Consider the following 19,972-nt stretch of genomic DNA (forward strand, 5'->3'; position numbering starts at 1 on the left):
CCAAATGTTTCGGTATTCCACAGGAGGCAGGCGGCCCACCATCGGAGAGCGGCCGAGTTGGCCGATAGCCAGGACGACGATTAGGACGATTCGTCGGCTTCACGACGATTCGTCGGCTTCGATAACGATCAGTACTTGTTCGGCGCCAACTTGTTCGCCGACGGTCACGTTCACAGAGGTCACCGTGCCGGCCGCCGGGGCGGCGATCGTATGTTCCATTTTCATCGCTTCGATGATGACCAGGCTCGTTCCGGCCGCTACTCGGTCGCCGTCAGCGACGTCTACGCGGATCACCCGACCCGGCATGGGTGAAACCATGGAGCCGACAACGATTTCTGGTTCCGAGGCCGGGAACCGGGACAGTTCGATCAACGTCGATGCACCGTCAGGTCCGTCGACCAGCCATCGGTCACCCACCTCGCGCACCTGATATCGCCGCCGGTTCAATCCAAATTGCAGGTCTGCACTCCAATCGCCGAGGGAGTGGATCGTCAGTGGCATCGGTTGGTCGTTGACCGACACGCTGACTCCGTCCCGATTGAAGAGGTATGACACGTGGAGAGGGCCATGCTGTCCCATATAGGAGATGCTCTGTGGTTGAGAGGGACTGTTTCGCCATCCGCTTGGCAGGTCCGGGACCACCTTTGAGCTTTCCCTCCGATGTGACTGGCCGACCAGGGCGGCGGCAACCGCGTGACGCTGGGTAACCGAGTCGTCGGCCCGTGGCATTCCCAACGTCCCGGCAGGGTTGCGCTCCAAGAAGTGAGTGTCCGTTTCACCGGAGACGAATTCGGGGTGTCGCAGAATCCCCACCAGCAGGTCCCGGTTCGTGATCACCCCGTGGATCGATGCATTGGCCAGCGCGGTAGCGAGCTGACGGCTGGCGTCTTGACGGGTTGCCGCATGAACGACCACCTTGGCGATCATCGGGTCGTAGAAGACTGAAACTTCGCTTCCTTCTTCAACCCCGCTATCAACCCTGGCACCGTCGATCTGGAAGCGATCGATGGTGCCGATCGAAGGGAGGTACCCATTACGTGGGTCCTCGGCGTAGAGACGCGCCTCGATGGCATGGCCGGTCATGGTCGGTGTCAACGCGGCGGTTGGTAGCGCACGGCCCTCGGCGACCTCAATCTGAAGTCGGACCAGATCGAGACCTGTCACGCACTCGGTCACCGGGTGTTCGACCTGAAGGCGGGTGTTCATCTCGAGGAAGTAGAAGTCACCATCCTTGAAAAGGAATTCGACGGTCCCGGCTCCCACGTAATCAACCGCCCGGCAGGCGGTCACTGCAGCCGCTCCCATCTGAGCTCGCAACTCCGGAGTCAGTGCGGGGGACGGCGATTCCTCGATGATCTTCTGATGGCGACGTTGGATCGAGCATTCGCGCTCGAACAGGTGCGTGACGTTGCCATGGCTATCTCCGAATACCTGGATTTCGATATGCCGGGGAGCGTCCAGGTACGGTTCCAGAAACACGGTTCCGTCCCCGAAGGCCGCTTCTGCCTCGCGGGCAGCGCCGGCGATCGAGTCGGCCAGTCGATCCTCGGATGCGACGATTCGCATACCCTTGCCGCCACCGCCGGCAGTGGCTTTCACCAGGACCGGGTAGCCGATCCCAGCTGCTTCTGTAGCAGCTGATTCCGGGTCTTCGATGCTGACCAGAACGCTCTTCAAGGTTGGTACCCCGGCAGCCTCCATCGTTCGTTTGGCTGACAGTTTGTCGCCCATGTCGGCGATGGAGGACGGTGACGGACCAACGAATATGACCCCGGCATCTGCGCAGTCCGATGCGAACTTGGCATTCTCGGCCAGGAAACCGTAACCGGGGTGGATGGCATCTGATCCGGTGGCCAGGGCCGCCTCGATGATGGCCTCGCCCCGGAGGTATGACTCCGCCGGGGTGTTACCTCCAAGTGCGAAAGCCTCGCCTGCCTCGTGTACAAAAGAGGCGTCCTTATCGGCATCTGAGAAGACTGCCACGGTGGCAATACCCATCTCGTGACACGTGCGGATAATCCGGCGGGCGATTTCGCCCCGGTTGGCGATCAGCAGCTTGGAAATCATCGTATGCCGAGGCTAGCGGGACGGTAGCCAACTGGAGTAGGAGACCGAATGCCGATCGCGGCAGGCGCCGCCCGTTGGAGTCCTAGGCGGGAGGGCGGACCTCAAGTCTGGCCTGGATTGTCTCGAGTTCCTCGATGAGAATGAACTCCACGACCTGGACGGTGGGATAGAGAAAGTCAACCGACTCTGCGACGTGGCTCTGCCTCGTGAGCAAGAGCAGCATGTCATCGTTGACCCGGACGGTGGCGGCAGTGGCCGGCAGGGCGTCTTCGCCAACGGTGGTCAAGTCACCGATTGGCAACCGCCCACCGAGGGAGTCGGCTATCGCCGTGGCGGCGTCAAACGGGATCGAGCCTGCGATAGTCAAGGTCGCAGCCTGGGGGGCGGCCAGGAGGGAGTCGTACGGATTGATCTTGGTTCCATCGGGCTGATGGAGTTCAAAGTGAATGTGAGAGGCGGTTCCTTCGGCATTTCCCGAATCGCCGACCCAGCCGATGAGCTGTCCGGCGATCACGCGTGTTCCCTCTTCGATACCAGGGGCGAATCCCCAGCCTCTGGCATCGTCGGTGCCCGGGGTGTCGTTGTTCATGTGGATGTAATACGATTCCCAGCCGTCATCGTGGGTGATGCCGAGCGCACAGCAGGTTTTGCGGGTGCCGTCGTGAACCCAGTCGATCACACCGTCGGCCACGGCGACGACCGGCAGCATCTTGTCGGCCATGATGTCGGTTCCCTGGTGACGTCGTCCCCCGGATCGAGCGTTGCCCCAGCTGTTGTCGAACTGAACGTCGCCAATCACCGGGAAAACGATGTCTTGTTCGGTGATCGCCTGGGCCGGAGTCGATGTTGCCGGGATGAGGGTGAGCGCGATGAGGAGAGCAACGAAGATTTGTTTCATGGGGAGTTTTTCTCGCGTAGAGGATTGGTTTTCGACCACTAGGTATCGACGTTCTCGTCTGGAAGCTTGAGGCCGCAGCGACCGTGATGATGGAACCCTATGCAGGTGAGCGAGACAACTTGAAATCGAGTTCGCCCGGACTACATCCGAAAAACGCCGAAAGCGTCCGTCCCCTTGACTGGTCCCGAGTGCACAGCAGAGAGTGCCATTCCGAATGCCTGGCGCGTGTCGCGAGGGTCGATCAGACCATCGTCCTTCACCCGGGCGGTTGAGAAGTAGGCGATCTCCTCGCGGAGGATTTGCTGTCGAATGACATCCTTCTGTGCTTCGAGTGCTTCCTCGTTGACATCGAGTCCACGCCGTTCCATCCCGGCCCGTGTGATGATGTCCATGACGCCGGCCAGTTGCTCGGCGCCCATTACCGCCACCTTGTGGTTTGGCCAGCCAAATACAAATCGAGGACGGAAGGCCTTGCCGCCCATGCCGTAGTTGCCGGCCCCGTAAGACGAGCCCGCCATGAGCACGATGTGGGGGACTTCAGAGTTGGCGACCGCATTCACCATCTTCGCGCCGTCTTTGATGATGCCTTGTTGCTCATACTGCTTGCCGACCATGTAGCCGGTCGTGTTGTGAATGAAGATGAGAGGCAGGTCGTATCTATTGCAGAGCTGTATGAACTCCGTGGCTTTTTCGGCTTCTTCAGAAAAGAGAACCCCCGACTGGTTGGCGAGAACCCCGACCGGGTAACCATATATGGTTGCCCACCCGGTCAGCAGAGACTGCCCGTACAACTGCTTGTACTCGTCGAACTCGGAGCCATCGACGATCCTGGCGAGGATCTCTCGCATATCGAATGGCACCCTCAGATCCGACGAAACGATTCCGAGGATCTCTTCGGCGTCGTAGAGGGGCGGGCGGGTTGGTCGTGATGGACCCGGGCCGGCCTTTCGCCAGTTGAGGTGGCCGACGATTTCGCGACCGATTCGAATGGCGTCGTATTCGTCCTGAGCGAAGTAGTCGCTCAGCCCGGATACCCGCGAATGCATTTCCGCCCCGCCGAGTTCTTCATCGGTTGAAATCTCTCCCGTCGCCATCTTGACGAGTGGCGGGCCTCCGAGGAATACCTTGGCCCGTTCTTTGACCATGACCGCGTAGTCGCACATCCCCGGGACGTATGCTCCGCCAGCTGTGGAGTTCCCAAAAACGAGTGCAATGGTTGGAATGCCTTGCTTCGACATGTTCGTCAGGTTGCGGAACCATTTGCCCCCGTTCAGGAAAACTTCGCTCTGGTTGGGTAGGTCGGCGCCACCAGACTCGACCAGGTTGACCATCGGTAGCCGGTTCTCAAGAGCGATGTCCTGGGCCCGAAGCGACTTGGCGAGCGAGTACGGATTGGAAGCTCCCGCCTGCGTCGTCGGGTCGTGGGCAGACAGAACGCACTCAACTCCATTGATGATGCCAATTCCCGTGACGACGTTGGCACCGGTCGGGAACTCCGTACCCCAGGCGGCCAATGACGAGAGTTCGAGGAACGGAGCGTCACGATCAATGAGAAGCTCGATTCGTTCGCGGACGAGCAGTTTGTCCCGGCTTCGATGGAGTTCGACGTACTTGGGGCCCCCGCCCGCCCTGGAACGGGCCATTTCGGTCTCGAATTCGAGCAAAATGTCGCGCATGGCGGCCTGATTCGCCAGGTATTGATCCGAGTGTGGGTCGATCTTTGACGTGATCTGCGGCATGGCGGCGAGACTAGTCGGACTACCATCGGCGGTATGGACGACCTGGTTAAGATTGCTCTCTATTTGAGTGACACCGAGGCTGAGATTGCCAGGGCGAAGCTGGAATCAGGGGGTATGGAAGCCTTTGTGTTTGTCGAAAACCTTGGCGGGGAGGGCCCCCGGCAGGGACGATTGATGGTTCGTCCCGCCGACGTCGCAGAGGCGTGTGAGGTATTGGAACTTGATCGGCCGGCCACGCGGATGAATCCTCTTGTCGACAAATCGGTCGTGATCATCGGGCTGGTACTCCTCATCGCAGCCGTCGCGGGTTTCATATATTTCCTGGCCGATGGTCTCTGGCAGTAGTCCCGGTTCGCGAATAGCTGCTAAACATGCGGGCAATGCGAATTCTGTTTGCCGATTCTTTCCCTGAGCACCTCCGGTCCCAATTTGTCGGGCACACGGTCGACATCCGACCAGATCTCGATGGAGATGGCTTGATCGAAGCGATTGATTCGTTCGAGGTCCTGGTCGTGCGGTCTACGAAAGTCCCTGTCGAAGTGTTGTCTGCCGGGCGGAGCCTCGAACTGGTCATCCGGGCTGGTGCAGGTACCAACACAATCGACGTGCAGGCGGCATCCGAGCGTGGCATTTTCGTCTGCAACGTCCCGGGCAAGAACGCCATTGCGGTAGCGGAGCTCGTGATGGGTCTTATTACCTCAATCGACCGCCGGATCCCTGACAATGTGGCGGATTTGCGGGCAGGCGTTTGGAACAAGAAGCTGTACTCGAAGGCCGATGGGCTAGCGGGCAAGACGCTGGCAGTGGTCGGCCTGGGAGAAATCGGGCTGGCCGTCGCCGAACGGGCCAGGGCCTTTGACATGATTGTGCTGGCCGCCGACAAGGGTGGTCGTCCCAAGGCGAGTATCACCAGGGCGCGGCAAGTGGGAGTGATCTTCGTGCCGGACGACGACACGTTGCTCGGATCGGCCGACATCGTGTCGCTCCATGTACCGCTGATCGAGTCAACCCGGCACCTCGTCGATCGGGCCTTCCTCGACAAATGCCGCGATGGGGCCTGGATCATCAACACGTCGCGGGGGGAGGTTGTGAACGAAGCGGACCTCATGGAGGCACTTGATACGCGGGACATGATGGCCGGCCTCGATGTATTTGCGGACGAGCCGACTTCGCCTGCAGGCGAGTTCGTGTCGGAAATTGCCCGCCATCGGAGGGTATACGGCACCCATCACATTGGTGCGTCAACCGAACAGGCCCAGAATGCCATTGCCGAAGAGGTAGCGTCGATTGTCGAACGTTTCGCAAATGGCGAAGTAACCAACTGTGTCAACCTCGTAGACACCCCGCTCGGACCTTGCACGGTGACGGTGCGTCATCTCGACAAGGTTGGCGTCTTGTCTGAGCTGCTTGGTGTGTTGAAAGCTGCTGATGTCAACGTCGAACAGATGAATAATCAGATCTTCCAGGGCGCCGTTGCGGCGGTGGCGACAATTCGTACTGCCCAGGGCATTAGCGACGAGGTTGCCGATCAACTTCGCCAGGTCGACCACGTGCTCGGGGTCACCGTGCAAACAGAGGAGTAGTTCCCCATGCGTAAGTTCAATTTCAGTGCCGGCCCGTGCACCCTGCCTCTCGAAGTTCTCGAGGAAGCCCAGGTCGAATTTGTCGACTATCACGGTGCCGGCATGTCACTTGTCGAGATGAGCCATCGTTCGTCCACATACGATGCTGTTCACATGGAAGCGATGGCGAAAGCGAAGTCGGTCTTTGGCGCTCCAGACGACTTCTCCGTCGTGTTTCTCGGTGGCGGAGCGACGCTTCAGTTCGCAATGATTCCCATGAATCTTCTGGCGGAAGGGCAGCGAGGCGCCCATGTCGTGACCGGAGAATGGGCCTCGAAAGCGCTGTCGGACGGGAGCCATCACGGTGATCTCTACGCCGCTTGGGACGGTGGATCGGAAGGCTACCGGCGCATGCCGGCTCCCGAAGAGATTGTCATCGAGCCAAACACCCGGTACCTCCATGTCACATCGAACGAAACGATCGGAGGTATCCGGTTCAATGAGTTTCCCGACGTAGGTGTTCCGCTGGTGGGAGATATGTCATCTGACTACATGACTCGTGCCATTCCGTGGGATCTTTTTGATCTCGTCTACGGCGGCGCCCAAAAGAATCTGGGACCCGCCGGGGTGGATATCACGTTCATACGGAATTCAGTCCTTGAGGAGACCAATCGCGATCTTGGTGCGTACTTGCGCTACGACATCCACGCCTCCAAGAATTCGATGTACAACACGCCACCGGTCTATGCCGTCTACATGGTCGGCAAGGTTCTTCGTTGGATGGAATCGCAGGGGGGCCTGGCGGTGATGGAATCCCAGGCGTCCAGGAAGTCGGGGTTGGTGTATGACGCGATTGATGCCAGCGATGGCTTCTACCGGAGCCAGGTCGATCGAAGATCCCGGTCGCACATGAATGTGGTCTTTCACCTTCCGTCTGAGGAACTCGACGCGGGGTTTCTCGCCGAGGCGACCCGTCGGAACATGAGTGGACTCAAGGGATATCGAACCGTCGGGGGAGTACGGGCCAGCCTGTACAACGCTCTGCCCGTTGAAGCTGTTGACGCACTTGTGGAGCTGATGGCCGACTTTCGGTCGGCCAACGCCTGATGCATCTGGAACCGATCGCGGTTTCTCTGGTCAGTCCCGAGCTGGCCGATCGGGTGGCTATTCCGGCTTACGACAATTTGACGGCCCGTGAGCGTGCTGCTCTGGCGGACGATGAGCCGTTGAGTTTCCTTCATGCCATCGGTTTGGGATCGGATCCGATCGGCGCAGCGGTGGCCGGGCTCGACCGGGTTCGGTTGGCCTTCGACGAGCCCCGTTCTCGAGCGTTTTGCTACCGATTGCAGCAGGGTGACAGCCTGCAAACTGGTCTCGTTTGTGGGATCCCATTCGATCAACTGGCTTTGGTCAGACCGCACGAGGCCACCAGCCCCAGCAGGGTCGAAGCGCTGGTTACCTACACCGAGAAGGTGAGGGTGGTTTCGTCGCCGGTGGCCGTGGCCTACCGCCACACCGAAGCCATGGAAGCGTTGATGGCTGTTACTACCGCGGGAATCCCGAGTCACAATTTTGTAAGCCGGGATGGACTTCGCCAGACGATATGGGAAGTGTCTGCTGATGACGTTAGGACCGCCGGAGCATCGATCGAGGCTGTCTATATCACCGATGGTCATCACCGGGTCGCCTCGCTCAAATCATACGCAGAGCGCAACCATGTGAAGCCGGCCTTGTTGGCGGTTCTGTTTGCCCACGACGACATGACCGTGGCCGCATACAATCGCATCTTGCTGCGGATGGATGCCGCCGAGGTGATCGCCAGGTTGGAGGCCCTCGGTGCCCGGGTCACGGACCTTGAGCGACCAGCCCCTGGCCACACGATCGCCTTGTTCAAAAACCAACGATGGCTGGTGCGCCTGCCGGCCGCCACCACCGACTCCCCAGCCGCCCGACTCGATTCGGCTCGTCTCGATGAGCATGTCATCGGGCCTCTGATGGGGTCATCGGTTCCGGGCGGCAATGTCGTCGCGGTGCCCGGTCCGGTTCCGATAGATGCTGTCCAGGTAGCCGAGGCCGATGGCGTGGCATTTCTGCTGGCTGATCCGACCATCGATCAGATGATGGCAGTAGCCGACGCCCACGAGAACATGCCAGCCAAGTCGACGTACTTCAGTCCGAAACCTCGTTCGGGACTCTTTCTCCGCTATTTCGATTGACTGCCAGGGCGCCGGCCATGAGGGACGCCATTGCCATCTGTTCTACGACGGCCCGGTTCTGATCTTTCGAGTCGGGATGCCCGGCCGTATTGATCATGCCGATCACAGCAATGGCGACCGCCTTTAGCTGTGATTCGTCCCCGTCGGGGGCAAGCTGCGACAAGAAGTTGACCCACCCATTGACGTATTCGCGTTGCTTCTGGTTCACGCGGTCCCGGGCCGGGCCGGGCAGGTTGCGCTCCTCGATTACGTAGACGGTGATGAGTTCTCGCGAACTGAAGACGAACGAAGCGTGAGTTTTCACAAGCCGTTCGAGGGCCTTCATCGGATTCGCTTCCTCTTGGGCGACCCGCTCGTTGTGGGCCAACAATCGCTCGACGACCCGCTCGGACATGGCGACCAGAAGCGCATGTTTGTTTTCGAAATGTCGATAGACCCCGGGTCCAGAAATACCGGCCGCTGCCCCGATGTCATCGATGCCGGCCCCGTGAAATCCCTGGGTTCGGAACAACGCAACGGCAGCATCGAGGATCATTTCTCGGCGGGACGGTTCGGTCGTTGTCATCGGAGGCAAGTGTAGGCCCGGTCGGGTTCGGTCGTGTTTTGATGACATTGGGACAACCACCGGGGCTTCGGTAGGCTGACCGGCGTGAAGATTCCGGCCAGCCTTCTCGTTCTCCTCCTTTTTGTCGGACTCTTTGTCGGCGCGGTTCCCGATGAGGTTCTTGCCATCGGAGAAACCTGGCCGAACTCAAACGAATCAGATGGCTGCGGGGGCCTCCAGACACCCACGCCATTGGCAACGAGAATCGGGTCCTTACCTTCCAGCGAGCCGTTGCGAGGACCATACGGCGACATGTTCGGGCGCACCATCGGAGCCGTAAGCGCCGAACTGGTCACGTGGACCGTACCAATGAGTGGTGGACGGACGGTCCGGATACACAAACGGGCACTCCCGGCGTTCAAGAAGGCCGCCGCCAACCTGGCCGCTGAGCAAGCCAAAGGCCACTATTACGCCATCGGTGGCTACACCTACGCGCATTCCGCACGAACCGTCGGAGGATCATATGGAGTCTCCAGACACGCATTCGGGATAGCGATCGATATCAATGCGAACACGAACCCCTATCAGGCGGGACCATTCGAGGATGGCGATCGCTTCAGGACTGACATGCCTCCCTGGTTCGTCAAGGCGTGGACCGACGCCGGGTTTTGCTGGGGTGGCGATTGGCACGGTTCAAAAGACCCAATGCATTTTTCGTGGCAGGGACCCGGTTTCACGGACGGGTTCGGATCCCCGGATCCGTCGTACTCCGTGAAGACCGTAGCGACTGATTTTTCATCCAAGGTATTTGACGAACCCACCTTTTTTGGGGGTCTGGCCGGTGTTCACCTCATCGGCGACGTGAGTGGCGACGGAGCCCCGGATCCGATCCGGGCCTTTGACAAGAATGGAAACGTCGTAATTCAATATGTCTCCACCCGGTCGGAGTACGCCGAGTGCACCGGCGTCTCGGGGGTAATACCCAACGCTTCGATCTCTACCGATGAGGTGCTCGTCGGTGACTTTGCCGGTTACCGACGGTCCGAGGTCGGGGTGGTGGACGAATCGGGGAGCCTGGTGACGATCGAGTTGGTTTCGCAGCGTGGTGAAGCGGGTGACACGATAAAGATTGCGACGTCGATACCGGTTCGGCCAGACCAGACCTATCTTGTTGGCGACCACAACTGGGATGGTTCCCCGGACATCTATGTGATCGTCAACCGCGGATCGGCCTCCGATGTCGAGGTCTGGGACGGTGCTTCTGGATTCACGACCAAATCGGTTGAATTTGTGGGACTGTTCGGTGATACGGCCGGGTGGCAGTTCTCGCTTGGTGATCGCGATCTTGATGATCGCCCCGACTTGTACGCCTTCGAACCGCACTCCGGTGGCGCGGTCGTACACATCTACACGAATGCGGGCCAGATGCTGACCGCCGGCAGTGCGATTGATATTTCCTCAGGGGTTGTGACGGTGGCCGACTTCGATGGTGACGGTCGCGATGACATATGGGTGAATGCCGGCGGGAGCTCTTTTTCGGCGTACCTGGGAGGCAGCGGCACTCCGACGTCGTCGTGGTTCCGGAACCCGAAATGGGAATGTCCTGACGAGTGGGATCCACTTGTCTACAACGGCACGTTCTTCGACGACGATACGTCCCTTTTCGAGGCTGACATTGAATGGCTATTTGGCGAAGGCGTCACCTTCGGATGTAACCCACCAAAGAACGATAAATTCTGTGCGGGGGATGCTGTTACCCGTGGTCAGATGGCTGCCTTTCTATCGCGGGCGTTCCATCTCCCAGCTGCTCCGAGTGCCGAATTCACGGATACGAGCGAAAGTATCTTTGCTGTTGACATCGATCGATTGGCCGCGGCTGGTATCACGCTCGGCTGCGGGGATGGCACGCGGTTCTGTCCGGATAAGCCTGTCACTCGAGAACAGATGGCCGCCTTTCTCGTCCGGGGTCTCGGTTACACCGATCGGCTTGACAATCCATTCAGCGATGACGACGGTTCCGTGTTCGAATCGGACATAGAGAAGCTGGCTGCCGCCGGGGTGACGATTGGCTGCAATCCGCCTGACAACACGTTGTTTTGCCCGAGGCAGGCGGTCACCCGGGGCCAGATGGCGGCGTTTCTCCACCGGGCGCTCGGGTAGCCTATGCGATAACCGGGATCCGCTCCTGGGCAGCCAGCACTTTCTCTTCCGGATAGTCGTAGTCCTCCAGTTCGCCGGCCAGGTAGGCGTCGTAGGAAGCAAGGTCGAAATGTCCGTGACCGCACAGCGCCATGAGAATGACCTTTTCTTCGCCAGATTCCTTACAGGCGTTCGCCTCCCGGATGCACTCGGCGATGGCATGAGTGGGTTCGGGGGCGGGAAGTATTCCTTCGGTCCTTGCGAACTGGATGGCGGCGGCAAAACATTCCGTCTGGTGGATGGCGGTGGCCGTCATTAGGCCCAGTTCGTAGAGGTGTGACACCAGTGGTGCCATACCGTGATAGCGCAGCCCGCCGGCATGGATGGGGTCCGGAACGAAGTCATGGCCGAGTGTGTGCATCTTGACAAGCGGCGCCATTCCGGCTGTATCGCCGAAATCATAGGCGTAGATACCCTTCGTTAGAGATGGGCAGGCTGCCGGTTCAACTGCCCTGATTTCGGGACTCATGTTCCCAGCCATCTTTTCGCGAATGAACGGGAAAGACAGGCCGCCAAAATTAGACCCACCGCCCGTGCATCCGACGAGCACGTCAGGCGTCTCGCCGGCTTTCTTCATCTGGAGGAGTGCCTCTTCACCGATGATCGTCTGGTGCATAAGCACATGATTGAGGACAGAGCCGAGGGCGTATTTGGCGTCAGGATCGGCCACGGCCATTTCAACGGCTTCAGATATGGCGATCCCGAGGCTTCCGGGGCTGTCCGGATCTGCCTCGAGAATCGCTCTTCCCGAAGCGGTGAGCGGAGACGGACTCGGATGGACGGTGGCACCCCAAACTTCCATCAGAGATCGACGGTATGGTTTGGCGTCGTACGATGCCCGTACCTGCCAGACCTCGCACTCCATGTCGAAAAGCGCACAAGCGTAAGCGAGCGCTGATCCCCATTGACCTGCCCCCGTCTCGGTGGTCAGCTTCTTCACGCCTTGCTTGGCGTTGTAGTAGGCCTGAGGGACAGCTGTGTTTGGCTTGTGGGAACCGGCTGGACTCACTCCTTCGTACTTGTAGTAGATCCTGGCGGGAGTGCCGAGCGCTTGTTCGAGGCGCCGCGCCCTGTACATAGGAGACGGTCTCCAGGAGCGATAGATGTTGCGAACTTCCTCGGGAATCTCGATGTAGCTCTCCTGGCTGACCTCTTGCATGATCAGCTCCATCGGGAAGAGAGGAGTCAGGTCGTCTGGGCCGATCGGCTGGTGGGTTCCGGGGTGCAAGGCTGGGGGTGGAGGGGAGGGAAGATCGGGGACAATGTTGTACCAGTGGGTTGGCATCTCGTCTTCGTCGAGCAAGATCTTCGTATGGTCGTTCATGGGCTTCATGCTCCTTCCAGCATCGCCAGCTCAACCTACCGCACCGTCTTGGCCTGTGGTCGCCACGTGTCGGTTACATCGTGAACTCAAGAAACGCCCAGACCAGCCAGAGAACCCCGATGGCGAGAACGGCGCCGACCTGAATCAGGGCAGCAATGCCGAATCCTTTGAGGGTCCCCTTGGTCGAAATCCAAGCAACGGCGTGGTTTTTGCTGATCCCGAATTCGGCGAGGTACACGCCGGCCGCTCCGCCAATGACAAAACCCACCACCGGAATGGCAAAAAACCCGATGATCGCCCCTGCCAAACCGGCCCAGGTTGCGCGGCGGCTGGCCCCGGCGGCGTCTGTGGCACGTTTGGGCACGATGACGCCGAGCCCGAATGCCGCCGCTGTGGTGAGGGTGATGGCGACCATAAAACCAACCGCCAGTGGTGACCATCCCGCCAGGAAGCCGAAAACCAACGCCACGAGCCAGGCCAATCCGACCCCGGGGACGGCAGGGAAGATGGTGCCGACCAGAGCGGCGATCATTCCAAAAGCGACCAGAACGGCCAGGAAGATATTTGCTGAGGTTGGCTCCATCCGTGCAGGCTACCGGGGGGTTGACGGGACGCCGTCCATGTACGCTTGGGGTGAAGAAAGGCAGGGAGTATGAAACAGGTCGTCGAGGGTGTTCACCAGGTATCGAAGGGCGTGAATGCCTTCATCGTCGACGGCGATGAAGGTGTGGTCCTCGTCGACACCGGGCTGCCGAAACGTCATGGGGCGATCATCGATGCCCTTCGCTCGATCGGGCGCTCGGTGGACGATGTCAGAGCCATCATCCTCACACACGGTCATTCCGATCACTTCGGGGGAGCCGCCGCTCTCGCACGGGCGACGGGCGCACCTCTGGTGGTTTCCGAGATCGATACCGCCGTGGTCGAAGGACGCCAGCCGATACCTGCTCCGCCGATTCTCGACCTTCCGGTGGTACGGCTATTGGTGAATCTCATCCCGAGCCCTGAGGTTGTATCGGTTGACCATCGGTTGACGGCGGGCAGCGTTCCAATCGCACCGGACTTCGAGGTCATTGCAACCCCGGGTCATACCGCGGGGCATATTTCGCTGCTTCTCAATCGGCGGGGCGGGGTGCTGTTTGCTGGTGACGCGGCGATGGCGAGGAGACGAGGAGGCGTTCAGCGGGGCCTGATGAACCGCAGGTCGGTGATCTTTGACACGAGCCTCCGAGCGATTGCCGATCGGGATTTCGCGATCGCATGCTTCGGCCATTCAGACCCGATTACCACGAATGCGTCTGGCGCATTCAAGGCCTTTGTCGCCTCCATTTGACGTCGAACCTGATGGATGGTGATCGAGGTGATCCCCGTGGCAACGTCCGCTGGTAGCGTGGACCCCATGGCGGATCGAGATCAACCTGGGATGGTCTGGCCGACCTCGGCTGCGCCTCTCATCATTGGGGTTGCCGGCGGTTCGGGGTCAGGCAAGACCACGATCGCCGAGGCGATTGCGTCGAAAGTTGGACCGGAGCGGGCCACCCGGATTCAGCATGACGCCTATTACCGGGACCTCAGTGATGTTCCCCAGGCGGAACGAGCCGCCGTCAACTTCGATCACCCGGATTCGCTGGAGACCGACCTCCTCGTAGAACACCTCAGACAACTGCGCGACGGCAAGAGCGTCGAGTGCCCCGTCTACGACTTCGGTGAGCACGTTCGCTTGAAGAAGTCCGAGACGGTTGCACCTCGATCGGTTTTGATCGTCGAGGGTATCCTGGTGCTGGTCGAGCCAGCCCTTCGGGAGCTCATGGATGTTCGGATTTTTGTAGATACGGACAGCGATCTAAGACTGGCCAGGCGCCTTGAGCGAGACGTAGCCGAACGAGGACGCTCCGTGCGGTCGGTCCTGAACCAGTACATGAAGACCGTCAGGCCCATGCATCTTCAGTTTGTTGAGCCATCCAAGCGATACGCCGATGTCGTCATTCCGGAGGGCTACAACACGAACGCCGTTGGGGTGGTGACGCGGATGATAGATAGTGTGCTCGCAGAGGAGACAACATGATCGGGGTAGTCGGAGTCGGTGCGATGGGGGCAGCCCTGGTCGAAGGTTTGTTGACAGCTGGACATTCACCGGACACCATTTGTCTCGTCGAGCAGGATGAGACCAAATTGGAGTCGTTCGGCGACCGGGGAGTGCACATCTCGTCGGCGATGGAGGGGATTCGGACCGCCGACTGGGTCATCGTGGCTGTCAAGCCTCATGCGGTGGCGGAGGTGCTTCGTTCTATGGCTGACCAGCTTAAGCCCACGGCGGCAGTGATCTCGATCGCGGCCGGCATCGATACCCGGTCGATCGAAGCCGAACTTCCTTCGGTTTCGGTAGTCCGGGCAATGCCCAACACGCCGGCCCTGGTTGGTCAGGCGATGATCGGGGTTGCCCCTGGTCGGTTGGCTACGCCTGAGCAGTTGCGGGAAGCTTGCGATATTCTCGGGGCCGTCGGTCAGGTCGCGGTCGTCGACGAGGCTGACCTTGACGCTTTAACGGCTGTCTCAGGCAGTGGTCCTGCCTACCTTTTCTACCTGGCAGAGGCCCTCGTAGAGGCAGCCCGAGAGCAGGGACTGAGCGCTGATCTGGCGGATCAGTTGGTTCGCCAAACCTTACGGGGGGCGGGTCTGCTGCTGGCCACGTCGGACGTTGACGCGGTGGAGTTACGTCGCAGGGTTACCTCAAAAGGCGGAACGACGCAGGCTGCCATTGAGGTGTTCGATTCGGGAGATATGAAAGCCACTATTAGACGGGGGGTCCGTGCGGCCACCGAACGATCTCGACAACTGAGAGGTGACTCGTGATACAACTAACCGTCGGTTCGGAGGCGCCCGCGTTCTCCCTTCTCGATCACACCGGCGTGCCCCGCGCCATCGACCCGGGGAGCAAGGCGATACTTTTCTTCTATCCGGCTGCGTTTACTCCAGGGTGCACTGGCGAGGTGTGTGACTTTCGTGATCGTACCGATCGACTGGAGGCTGCCGGCTACCAACTGTTCGGCATCAGCCCCGACGCGGTGGAAAAGTTGGCTGACTTCGCCGCCGAATACGAACTTCCGTACCCACTGCTGTCTGATGAAGACCACGCAGTCGCTGATGCGTATGGGGCCTGGGGAGTGAAGAAGAATTACGGCAAAGAGTACGTCGGGCTGATCCGGTCAACCGTCGCGGTTGGCGAAAACGGCAAGGTGATAGCTGCCTGGTACAACGTCAAGGCCACCGGTCACGCTGAGCGAGTAACCACGGAGTTGCTCGGCGGGCCTAGCGACTGACGAAAAGGCTGCCAGCTTTGATGGCGATGGGTTTGATTGCCCATCCAAGCATGGCCAGGGCAGTGAGTGCGGCCGCCGGGATGGCTACCAGTCCGGTGGCTTGCTTGGCAGCTTCTGTGACGGAGTCGATCCCCGATGGGTTGACGAATCGTGTGTCCGAAGCTGCCAGGAGATCGACGAGCGCCACGCCGGCGGGAGGCAGGAGTAATCGGCCGAGGGGCATTAACGAGGACTCCGGTGCGGGCCGGGCGGGGAGCCACTGGTCGGAGTCGAGTGTCAGTGCGACCGCCGCGGCCAGGCCCGCACCCTCGACAAGGGGTGCTGCGTCAAGTTCTGGCAGATCCCCTCGGATGGAAGCGGGGGTCTGAGGCTGATCACCGATCAGTCCGGCAGGCTGAGGTGCAAATGAACGGAGGATGGTTGGCTGGTGATCCCTGTCTGCCGGTTCAGCTGTGGGGCTGGCGACGGGAGCAGCGTCGACGTCGACGATCGGGGGGGTTGCGACGGCCGGTTCCTCGATGGGAGGCGCTCCTTCGGGGGTTGGCTGGTTGGTTGGAGTGACCTCGGGAGTCGTCATGTCCTTGTTTTTGGCGACCTTGTCATCGTTTCCGTACCCTTTGTCGTGGTCTGCTGCCGATTCGTCGCGGTTCTCGACGGCCGCTTTGTTGCCAGAGGATGGTGCGACGGGTTTGACATGGTCGAGGCTCACCTCGATGATCGACGACGTGTCGGGGACGACCGTTTCGACCGCGACATCGACGAGTGAAGGTCCGTCGGTAGCTGCGTCCGACTCTTCGACGAGCACCTTCTCAATAGTTGGTTCTTCCGAAACCGTGGTCTCTTTGGACCCGAGTTCAGTTTCTTCAATCGGCGTGTCGTCGCCTACGGTTTCCTCGTCAACGATGACTTCTTCGTCGGAGAGGACTTCTTCGTCGACCGCGGGTTCGCCTACGACATCGTCTAGGACCGGTTCTTCGTCCCGAACGATTGGATCGTCGACGACTACTTCTTCGTCAACTGCGGGTTCTTCTATGGCAGGTTCTTCGACCGTTCGATCATCTACCAGGTGCTCTTCGTCGGTGACCGGATCGTCGGAGGAGGTCTCGTCGAAGGTTTCCGAGTTGTCTTTGTCTTTGTCTTTGTCTTTGTTTTTGTCTTTGACATCTTTGTCGTCGTTGCCGTATCCATGGTCGTGGTCGAGTTCAGACTCTTCCCGACTGTTGTCAAGCGGGTGATCTGACGATTCGGTTATACCTTTTGAGGCGTTCTCGACAGGGGAGGCGGCCGCCGGAATTCCCAACGCAAGTAGGACAGCGAGGAGGGCTGTCACTAATGCCAACGAGCGTTTGTATGGAGCGATCACGGATTTGTTATCGACACGACCCGAACTCCTGCCGAAGGATGATTTGAAGATCGCGCGTACGGACTAGTTACTGGTTGGTGAGGAAGATCTCTCAATGTGGGCCGCCCGCCCGCCGATATTTGGAACACAATGACGAATCGACGCGACCACGTGATGATTGCTTCAGCCCTGGTGGCTTCGTCTCTGATTGTGGCGGTGGCCGTTGTCTTTTCGGCGTCGGTTGGTGGCTCGAATATCAGTGCAGAAGCGCTCGCATTTGCCCACACCGAATCCGCCATTGCTGCGGTAACAACGACGCAGGGTGCCGTTCAAAGAGCGGTGGCTATCTCCCAGGTAGTGTCAGAACAACAGGGGAAGTTGGTCGAGATTGCCCGAATTACGATTTCAACCAGCCATGACCGCTTCCTTCTCCTCCATCATCCAGGCGTAGACATCCTGCCGGGTTCGACCGACTACCTGAATACTGCGTCTGCTGTCTTGAACGATCTCGAGGTCGGCGACATTGAGTCAGCTGCCGAGCTGGTGGCTGATCCGATGGCAGGTCAGTTCGAGGTGCTCGTAGGAAGGCTTGTTGAGGAACGAGACGCGCTGGGTTCCAATCTCCAATCGTTGGATGAACAGGCTGTGGCGGCCGCGCAAGCCACCCGATTCATGATCGGGCTGGCGATTCCCCTGGCGGTCGCAGTCCTGGTGCTTACCACCTACCGGCGGCGCGAAACGCAGCGGACACTTGAAAAGCAGGTGGAGTATGAACGTGAACTCCGTAAATCTCGTGACGACTTCATTGCCAACGTTTCTCACGAGCTCCGGACGCCTCTCACGGCGGTCTTTGGGTTCGCACAACTGCTCGACTCCGGACTCGTCGACGAGCGAGAAGAACGTGATGACTTGATTCGATTGATATACGGCGAGTCCGGGGAGCTCGTGCGAATGGTCGAGGATCTATTGACGGCGGCTCGACTCACGGAGGGCGGGCTCGCCTATCGTCTGGAACCGGTGAACGTCTTTGATGAGGTCGGTGACGTGGCCGAGGTGATCTCCAGGATGGGCACCACGATTGAAATCCGTGACGTTGACGGACATGTCAGAGCAGATCGGCTCCGCTTCCGACAGATCGTCCGAAATCTTCTTGCGAATGCGGCTCGATACGGGGGAGACTCCGTGGTCATCTCCGGTCGGGCGGGGGTTGGGTCCTACGAGCTCGTTGTCGCCGACAATGGAGGAGGAGTGCCGTACGAGACAACTGCAACCATGTTTGAACGCTTCTCACAATATGAGGACGCAAGCCTGGCCCGAGGGGGTCTCGGACTCGGCCTGTCCATTGTGCAGGCGCTCTTGGAAGATATGGGTGGAACGATCGGGTATGAGCGGGTAGACGGCTGGTCCCGGTTTGTCATCGAGTTACCCACCGCCACCGAGATTCGCGGGCTGACCGCAGAACGGGTTTTGTCCACCGCACCGAGCCAGGTGAGTACCCCTGACGGGTAATGTCATTCTGGTGCGTCGTATCAAACCACTCGTCCTTCTGGTCCTGCTCGGCACCCTCTGGGCCTCGCCCGCTATGGCTCAGGACGCGGACGCCATTTCCCGGGCGTTGCTGGATGATGGCTTCTACGTTGAATCAGGTTATTCGATCGCCGGGTTGGCCGAAGTCATGGACACGGCTGGAGCGGATGCGCCATTTCTTGTCGCTCTCGACCAGAACATCAGCGACCCGTCCGCCCTCGCAGACGAGCTGGTAGCTCGGATCGGGTTCGGGACCGTCATCGTTTTGACCCCTGACTCAATCGGTGGCGCCAGTTTCGACTTTGACGCCACCGAGGTCGACGGACGGTTGGACAGGGTGGTTGAGGCCCTGGGTCCAGACGATGACCTCGTGGCGGCGGTTGAGGCGTTCGCCAGTGGTCCCGGCGGAATCAACGGTGGCATGGTCCTGGTTGGTCTTGGCGTTATCGGAGCGGGTGGCTTGGCCGTCGCTTCCGTGAGGCGCAAACGTCGACTCGAGTTGGCTTCTCAGAATCGGCTGGCCGAGGCACGGACCGAACTTTCCCGCCAGGTCGATCTCGTCGCCAACGACATCGTCGATCTCAATTCGCAAGTGGAACTCGCAGAGAACGCCACGGCAACCGAGCTCTATCGGAATGCATCTGCCACGTATGCATTGGTCGAGGAGGCGGTCCCCAAGGCGGAAAGCCTCGATGAATTGGAGAGGCTCTCTGACCAACTTGACGAAGCAAGATGGGAACTAGATGCCGCCGAAGCGACCCTTAACGGTGATGTCACACCTGAAAGACCTACTGACCGCGCCATGGCGTGCTTTTTTGATCCCACTCATCGGGCTGGGATTGAAGACGTCGAGATCGAGACCGCCGCCGGACGCCAGAAGGTAGGTGTGTGCCGGGACTGTGCGCGGCGCCTCCGCTCGGAAGATCCCCCTCAGCCTGGCTCGATTACGGTGGACGGACGGGCAGTTCCGGCCCCTCAGGCACCGCGGCACTCAGGTGGCGGTGGATTTGATTGGATGGATATCTTCTCGGTGGTGGTTGACGGTTCCCGGATTCCCTATTCGGTCGGTGGGGGCCGCAACCGGCGGCTGTCTCGGTCAGGCGGCGGGCTCCTCGGTGGCACAGCAAGGACGAGTCGATCTTCGGCCAGTCCAAGAGTGACCAGGCGATCTCCGGGAAAGACGATAAGTCGGGGGCGTAGCCGCCGACGCTGACAGGTACGATGTAGGCAAGCC

18 protein-coding genes are annotated in these 19,972 nt (G+C 59.8%); 11 read left to right on the forward strand and 7 right to left on the reverse strand.

The window, feature by feature from the left end; all coding sequences use genetic code 11:
* Window positions 1-99: 99 nt before the first annotated feature.
* The 3 genes from JJE47_10055 to JJE47_10065 form a co-directional block, all read right to left on the reverse strand.
* A complete protein-coding gene (locus JJE47_10055) occupies window positions 100-2,067 on the reverse strand; it encodes an ATP-grasp domain-containing protein (GenBank protein MBK5267764.1) in 1,968 nt (655 codons plus the stop codon).
* Between the two features lie 82 nt (window positions 2,068-2,149).
* The gene (locus JJE47_10060) at window positions 2,150-2,965 is read right to left on the reverse strand and encodes a M23 family metallopeptidase (protein ID MBK5267765.1); all 816 of its coding nucleotides are present in this window, start codon (window positions 2,963-2,965) and stop codon (window positions 2,150-2,152) included.
* A gap of 140 nt (window positions 2,966-3,105) precedes the next feature.
* A complete protein-coding gene (locus JJE47_10065) occupies window positions 3,106-4,704 on the reverse strand; it encodes an acyl-CoA carboxylase subunit beta (GenBank protein ID MBK5267766.1) in 1,599 nt (532 codons plus the stop codon).
* Window positions 4,705-4,737: 33 nt separating this feature from the next.
* On the opposite strand from JJE47_10065, the gene JJE47_10070 reads away from it, so the two are divergent.
* The 4 genes from JJE47_10070 to JJE47_10085 are packed head-to-tail and all read left to right on the forward strand — an operon-like array spanning window position 4,738 to window position 8,482.
* Window positions 4,738-5,049, forward strand: coding sequence for a hypothetical protein (locus tag JJE47_10070; GenBank protein ID MBK5267767.1), 312 nt, complete (start codon window positions 4,738-4,740; stop codon window positions 5,047-5,049).
* A gap of 35 nt (window positions 5,050-5,084) precedes the next feature.
* Window positions 5,085-6,287, forward strand: a complete 1,203-nt coding sequence (locus JJE47_10075; protein MBK5267768.1) for a hydroxyacid dehydrogenase — start codon at window positions 5,085-5,087, stop codon at window positions 6,285-6,287.
* A 6-nt stretch (window positions 6,288-6,293) separates the two neighbouring features.
* Window positions 6,294-7,373: a 3-phosphoserine/phosphohydroxythreonine transaminase gene (serC, locus tag JJE47_10080; GenBank protein ID MBK5267769.1), complete on the forward strand. Its 1,080-nt coding sequence runs from the start codon at window positions 6,294-6,296 to the stop codon at window positions 7,371-7,373.
* Entirely contained in the window at window positions 7,373-8,482 is a 1,110-nt protein-coding gene (locus tag JJE47_10085; protein ID MBK5267770.1) for a DUF1015 family protein, read from the forward strand. Before serC ends, JJE47_10085 begins: the two co-directional genes overlap by 1 nt.
* Here the strand turns inward: JJE47_10085 and JJE47_10090 are convergent.
* Entirely contained in the window at window positions 8,436-9,047 is a 612-nt protein-coding gene (locus tag JJE47_10090) for a TetR/AcrR family transcriptional regulator (GenBank protein MBK5267771.1), read from the reverse strand. The two genes, JJE47_10085 and JJE47_10090, sit on opposite strands and share 47 nt — an antisense overlap.
* Window positions 9,048-9,131: 84 nt before the next feature.
* Between JJE47_10090 and JJE47_10095 the strand changes: the two genes are divergently transcribed.
* A complete protein-coding gene (locus JJE47_10095; GenBank protein MBK5267772.1) occupies window positions 9,132-11,186 on the forward strand; it encodes a M15 family metallopeptidase in 2,055 nt (684 codons plus the stop codon).
* Window position 11,187: 1 nt separating this feature from the next.
* Here the strand turns inward: JJE47_10095 and JJE47_10100 are convergent, their stop codons facing one another.
* Window positions 11,188-12,549 (reverse strand): TrpB-like pyridoxal phosphate-dependent enzyme, encoded by a 1,362-nt coding sequence (locus tag JJE47_10100; protein ID MBK5267773.1) that lies wholly within the window; start codon window positions 12,547-12,549, stop codon window positions 11,188-11,190.
* A 73-nt stretch (window positions 12,550-12,622) separates the two neighbouring features.
* Window positions 12,623-13,132, reverse strand: coding sequence for a DUF456 domain-containing protein (locus tag JJE47_10105; protein ID MBK5267774.1), 510 nt, complete (start codon window positions 13,130-13,132; stop codon window positions 12,623-12,625).
* A gap of 69 nt (window positions 13,133-13,201) precedes the next feature.
* Between JJE47_10105 and JJE47_10110 the strand changes: the two genes are divergently transcribed.
* The 4 genes from JJE47_10110 to JJE47_10125 all read left to right on the forward strand — a co-directional run bounded on the left by JJE47_10110 (window position 13,202) and on the right by JJE47_10125 (window position 15,869).
* Window positions 13,202-13,882: an MBL fold metallo-hydrolase gene (locus tag JJE47_10110; protein ID MBK5267775.1), complete on the forward strand. Its 681-nt coding sequence runs from the start codon at window positions 13,202-13,204 to the stop codon at window positions 13,880-13,882.
* Between the two features lie 90 nt (window positions 13,883-13,972).
* A complete protein-coding gene (gene udk / locus JJE47_10115; GenBank protein MBK5267776.1) occupies window positions 13,973-14,614 on the forward strand; it encodes a uridine kinase in 642 nt (213 codons plus the stop codon).
* Window positions 14,611-15,402: a pyrroline-5-carboxylate reductase gene (locus JJE47_10120; GenBank protein ID MBK5267777.1), complete on the forward strand. Its 792-nt coding sequence runs from the start codon at window positions 14,611-14,613 to the stop codon at window positions 15,400-15,402. The genes udk and JJE47_10120 overlap by 4 nt, the downstream gene beginning before the upstream one ends.
* On the forward strand, window positions 15,399-15,869 hold the full coding sequence (locus tag JJE47_10125) for a peroxiredoxin (protein ID MBK5267778.1): 471 nt from the start codon (window positions 15,399-15,401) through the stop codon (window positions 15,867-15,869). The genes JJE47_10120 and JJE47_10125 overlap by 4 nt, the downstream gene beginning before the upstream one ends.
* On the opposite strand, the gene JJE47_10130 is transcribed toward JJE47_10125, so the two are convergent.
* Window positions 15,859-17,208: a hypothetical protein gene (locus tag JJE47_10130; protein ID MBK5267779.1), complete on the reverse strand. Its 1,350-nt coding sequence runs from the start codon at window positions 17,206-17,208 to the stop codon at window positions 15,859-15,861. The two genes, JJE47_10125 and JJE47_10130, sit on opposite strands and share 11 nt — an antisense overlap.
* A 153-nt stretch (window positions 17,209-17,361) precedes the next feature.
* On the opposite strand from JJE47_10130, the gene JJE47_10135 reads away from it, so the two are divergent.
* Complete coding sequence (locus JJE47_10135; protein MBK5267780.1) at window positions 17,362-18,720, forward strand: HAMP domain-containing histidine kinase; 1,359 nt, start codon at window positions 17,362-17,364, stop codon at window positions 18,718-18,720.
* A gap of 10 nt (window positions 18,721-18,730) precedes the next feature.
* Window positions 18,731-19,951, forward strand: a complete 1,221-nt coding sequence (locus JJE47_10140) for a hypothetical protein (GenBank protein ID MBK5267781.1) — start codon at window positions 18,731-18,733, stop codon at window positions 19,949-19,951.
* Window positions 19,952-19,972: the final 21 nt, after the last annotated feature.

The sequence above is a fragment of the Acidimicrobiia bacterium genome (assembly GCA_016650365.1).
GTDB lineage: Bacteria > Actinomycetota > Acidimicrobiia > Spongiisociales > JAENVV01 > JAENVV01.